A 4,766-nucleotide genomic window follows, 5' to 3' on the forward strand; every position below is an offset into this window, starting at 1 on the left:
TCTATTTTTCAGCATGATTGCGCCGAAACGTCTCCTCCCCCATCGCCGCAATTTGCCCCTCGATCAACGCCTCGAACGGCCGCAACAACGGCTCGAAACTCACCGGTGTCTCAAGCGTCTGCAACGCCTGGGCGATCGCCTCCACCGTCGACAACGCCCCTGGCCCTGGCGCCTTGCGCAAGCGATAGCGGGACACGCCGCCGTCGGCCAAGGTCACCCTTGGCAGTGCCGCCAGCAGCGGGTTGAGGTGCAGTAACTTGCGGGCCTTGCGCCAGGTGCCGTCAGGAACGACCAACAGCAGCGGCTCATCGCAGGCGGTGTAGGCTTGCAGCGGCTGCGCATCGTCGGCGGGAAACAACAACCGCGCCCGGTAACCCGGTTGATCGAGCAGCCATGGCAGATCCTCGAACACCTCGCCCACGATCAATTCGGCATTGTTGAGCCCCAACGCCGCCAGCCGTGCGGTGTTCAGGGCATGGTTCACCTCGCTGGGATGCTGTAACAGCAACACGCGGGTGCGGCTGTCGAGGCTGGGGATCAAAGGGCACAGGCAATGGCTTTGCGGCCTGAGGCAACGTGGGCAGTGGATTCTGGACATGGTCAGGCCTGGTTCAGTTGAGCTTTGAGCAGATCACGGAAGGTCTGGATCAGCGGCTCGCGGCTGCGGCCACGGCGCACGATCATCGAGAACGGCGCCTGATAACCAAACGTCGCCGGCAGCAGCACGCGTAAATCGCCCTTGTCGACCCAGGCCTGAGCGTAATGCTCGGGCAGATAACCGATGTAGGCGCCCGACAGTACCAGGATCAACTGGGCCTCCATGCTTTCCACTGTCGCCGCGCTGTGCTTGAAGCCATGGCGGGCCAGCTCGGCCTGGCTCCAGTAACCGCGCCCGACCATGCGCTGCTGGGTGATGAGTTGCTCCGGGATACGTCGTTCGCCGAACAACGGGTGGCGACTGCTGCAATACAACCAGTGCTGCTCGCGGTACAGCGGCATGTAGACCAGCCCACTCATGCGCGTGGAAAACGCGCCGATGGCCAGGTCCAGGCGGTTGTCCTGGACGCCGAGTTGCAATTCGTAAGGGCTCAGGACCGACAGGTGCAGATGCACCGCCGGGTGTTCCTGACTGTACGCGCCGATGGCTTCGGCGAACGGCAAGGCTTTGTCGCTCACCGTGGAATCGATCACCCCCAGGTTCAGGGTGCCGCGCAACTCGCCCTTGAGGGCCGCAGCATATTGCTCGAAGCCTTCGAGTTCGCCGAGCAGCCGCAAGGTTTCCTGATGGAACAACTCGCCCTTGCTGGTCAGGCTGAACCCACCCCGCCCGCGATGACAGAGCACCAGGCCCAGGGCCGATTCGAGTTGGCTCATGTAGGTACTGATGGCCGATGTGGAGAGGTTGAGCTCGTGCTGCGCGTTGGCAAACCCCTGGTGCCGGACCACGCTGACGAAGATGCGCAGCAGTTTCAGGTCGGGTAGAGCGTTGGCCATGGGGGTGTCTCCATACAAGCAGGTCAATGCACATTTGTGGCGAGGGGATTTATCCCCGCTGGGCTGCGAAGCGGCCCCAAGACAGTCAACTCAATCCGCCTGATACACCGGGATATCAGGGTTTAGGGCCGCTTCGCGCCCCAGCGGGGATAAATCCCCTCGCCACAGGGGGCGTCATTTGCCCCAGGATTGCGCCGCTGCGGAGTCTATCGCCCCGCCCGCCATTAGTTTAGAAAAATCTGAACTAAGTATTTGCCGCCAGCGATTCTTCACGGCACAGGCTTTTCGCAGAATCGGCCCCTGATAAATAAAACAAACGATGAGGCCCTACCCGTGGACAAGATTCTTCACCAACCACTGGGCGGCAACGAAATGCCGCGCTTCGGCGGCATCGCCACCATGATGCGACTTCCCCACGTGCCCACCGCCGCCGGCCTGGACGCTGCCTTTGTCGGCGTGCCGCTGGACATCGGCACGTCCCTGCGCGCCGGCACCCGTTTCGGGCCGCGCGAAATCCGCGCCGAATCCGTGATGATCCGCCCCTACAACATGGCCACTGGTGCCGCGCCGTTCGACTCCTTGTCGGTGGCGGACATTGGCGACGTGGCGATCAATACCTTCAACCTGCTCGATGCCGTGCGAATCATCGAGGAGTCGTACCACAAGATCCTCGAACACAACGTCATCCCCCTGACCCTGGGCGGTGACCACACCATTACCCTGCCGATTTTGCGGGCGATCCACAAAAAACACGGCAAGGTCGGCCTCGTGCACATCGACGCCCACGCCGACGTGAACGACCACATGTTCGGCGAGAAAATCGCCCACGGCACCACCTTCCGCCGCGCCGTGGAAGAAGGCCTGCTCGATTGCGACCGCGTGGTGCAAATCGGGCTGCGCGCCCAGGGCTATACCGCCGAGGATTTCAACTGGAGTCGCAACCAGGGCTTTCGCGTGGTCCAGGCCGAAGAGTGCTGGCACAAATCCCTGGCACCGCTGATGGCCGAAGTGCGCGAGAAAGTCGGCGGCGGACCGGTGTACCTGAGCTTCGACATCGACGGCATCGACCCGGCCTGGGCGCCAGGCACCGGCACCCCGGAAATCGGCGGCCTGACCACCATCCAGGCAATCGAAATCGTCCGCGGCTGCCAGGGCCTCGACCTGGTCGGTTGCGATCTGGTAGAAGTTTCGCCGCCGTACGACACCACCGGCAACACCTCGCTGCTGGGCGCCAACCTGCTGTACGAGATGCTCTGCGTACTGCCCGGCGTGGTTCATCGCTGAGGCGCGGCCATGAACGATCGAGATCAAGTCCTCGAAGCCGCCGCCGATCTGGTGTCGGCCTTCGCCCGCAACGATCGCGAGGCTTACTTCGGCGCGTTCAGCACCGATGCGAGCTTCGTGTTCCACACCCTCGAACAGCCGCTGCTGTCGCGCGATGCCTACCAGGCGTTGTGGGATCGCTGGCGGTCCGAGGATGGCTTCGAGGTGCTGAGCTGCACCTCGAGCAACGCCTTCGTCAGCCTGCAAGGGGACGTGGCGATTTTCATCCATGACGTGGCCACCGAGCTGCGCATGCAAGGGGAGCTTCACTTTAGCCAGGAGCGCGAAACCATCGTGTTTCGCCAAGAACAACAAGGCCTATGGCTGGCCTGTCATGAACATTTGTCCGCAATGCCGGAAGGGCTGCCACCCCCTTAGCCAAGCAGGCGACGTTCACGCACGATGAACGCGCCTTGATGATCGGAGCAGATCATGAATAACAATAACGATAAAAGCCTTACGCAGATTGAAACCAACGGGGTCGAGCAGATCCCGGACCATGAACGAACCGCCGGCCCGGGTGATCTGTTTCGACTGATCTTCGGCGGCGCCAATACCTTTGCCACCGCCGTGCTCGGCAGTTTCCCGGTGTTGTTCGGCCTTTCGTTCCAGGCCGGGGTCTGGGCGATCGTGCTGGGGGTGTTGGTCGGTTCGATCATCCTTGCGCCGATGGGCCTGTTCGGCCCGCTCAACGGCACCAACAACGCGGTTTCGTCCGGCGCGCATTTCGGTGTTCACGGCCGGATCGTCGGCTCGTTCCTGTCGCTGCTGACCGCTATCGCGTTCTTCTCCCTGTCGGTATGGAGTTCGGGGGACGCGCTGATCGGCGGCGCCAAGCGGCTGGTCGGTGTGCCGGAAACCGACTTGAGTCTGGGCCTGGCCTACGGCCTGTTCGCCCTGCTGGTGCTGACGGTGTGCATCTACGGCTTCCGCTTCATGCTGTGGGTCAATCGCATCGCCGTGTGGGCCGCGAGCCTGTTGTTCCTGCTGGGCATCTTCGCCTTCGCGCCGAGTTTCGACAGCCAGTTCGCCGGCACGGTCGTCCTCGGCCAAACAGGCTTCTATGCCGCCTTCATCGGCGCGGCACTGGTGGCCATGAGCAACCCGATTTCTTTCGGCGCCTTCCTGGGTGACTGGTCGCGCTACATTCCGCGAAATACCCCCAAGCGACACATCATGCTGGCGGTGATTGCCGCTCAGTTGGCAACGCTGATCCCGTTCCTGTTCGGCCTCGCCACCGCCACCATCGTGGCGACCAAGGCGCCGGACTACATCGCGGCAAACAACTACGTGGGCGGGCTGCTGGCGGTTTCGCCGGGATGGTTCTTCCTGCCGGTGTGCCTGATAGCGGTGATCGGTGGCATGTCCACCGGCACCACATCGCTGTATGGCACGGGATTGGACATGTCCAGCGTATTCCCACGGGTGCTGTCGCGGGTCAAGGCGACGCTGCTGATCGGCGTCATGTCGATTGCCTTCATCTTCATCGGCCGCTTCGCGGCAAACCTTGTGCAGAGCGTCTCGACCTTCGCCGTGCTGATCATCACCTGCACCACGCCGTGGATGGTGATCATGATCATCGGGCTGCTGGTGCGCCGCGGCTTCTACTGCCCGGATGACCTGCAAGTGTTCACCCGAGGCGAGACCGGCGGACGCTACTGGTTCAGCCACGGCTGGAACTGGCGCGGTCTGGGAGCGTGGATTCCCAGCGCATTGGTCGGGCTGTGCTTCGTCAACTTGCCGGGACAGTTCGTCGGGCCGCTGGGTGAGTTGGCCGGTGGGATCGACATCAGCCTGCCGGTGACCCTGGGGCTGGCCTCGGTGGTGTACCTGGCATTGCTGGGGCTGTTTCCGGAACCGGCGGCGGTGTATGGGCCGGGGGGGGGGGGGGGGGGGGGGTGGGGGGGGGGGGGGGGGGGGGGGGGGGGGGGGGCGCCGGGGGGGCCGGG

Annotated in this window: 5 protein-coding genes; 3 read left to right on the top strand and 2 right to left on the bottom strand. The window is 63.4% G+C overall.

What is annotated here, in order from left to right:
- Position 1: 1 nt before the first annotated feature.
- Positions 2–598: a tRNA-uridine aminocarboxypropyltransferase gene (locus ACLK1G_RS22590; RefSeq protein ID WP_420767426.1), complete on the bottom strand. Its 597-nt coding sequence runs from the start codon at positions 596–598 to the stop codon at positions 2–4.
- A 2-nt stretch (positions 599–600) separates the two neighbouring features.
- Complete coding sequence (locus ACLK1G_RS22595) at positions 601–1,494, bottom strand: LysR family transcriptional regulator (protein ID WP_420767427.1); 894 nt, start codon at positions 1,492–1,494, stop codon at positions 601–603.
- Positions 1,495–1,827: 333 nt separating this feature from the next.
- Between ACLK1G_RS22595 and speB the strand changes: the two genes are divergently transcribed.
- The 3 genes from speB to ACLK1G_RS22610 all read left to right on the top strand — a co-directional run.
- Positions 1,828–2,778, top strand: a complete 951-nt coding sequence (gene speB, locus ACLK1G_RS22600) for an agmatinase (RefSeq protein WP_420767428.1) — start codon at positions 1,828–1,830, stop codon at positions 2,776–2,778.
- A 9-nt stretch (positions 2,779–2,787) separates the two neighbouring features.
- Complete coding sequence (locus tag ACLK1G_RS22605) at positions 2,788–3,195, top strand: YybH family protein (RefSeq protein WP_420767429.1); 408 nt, start codon at positions 2,788–2,790, stop codon at positions 3,193–3,195.
- Positions 3,196–3,246: 51 nt separating this feature from the next.
- On the top strand, positions 3,247–4,766 hold a 1,520-nt coding region (locus tag ACLK1G_RS22610), incomplete at its 3' end, for a purine-cytosine permease family protein (protein ID WP_420767431.1).

The sequence above is a fragment of the Pseudomonas algeriensis genome (genome assembly GCF_048847255.1).
Taxonomy (GTDB): Bacteria; Pseudomonadota; Gammaproteobacteria; order Pseudomonadales; family Pseudomonadaceae; genus Aquipseudomonas.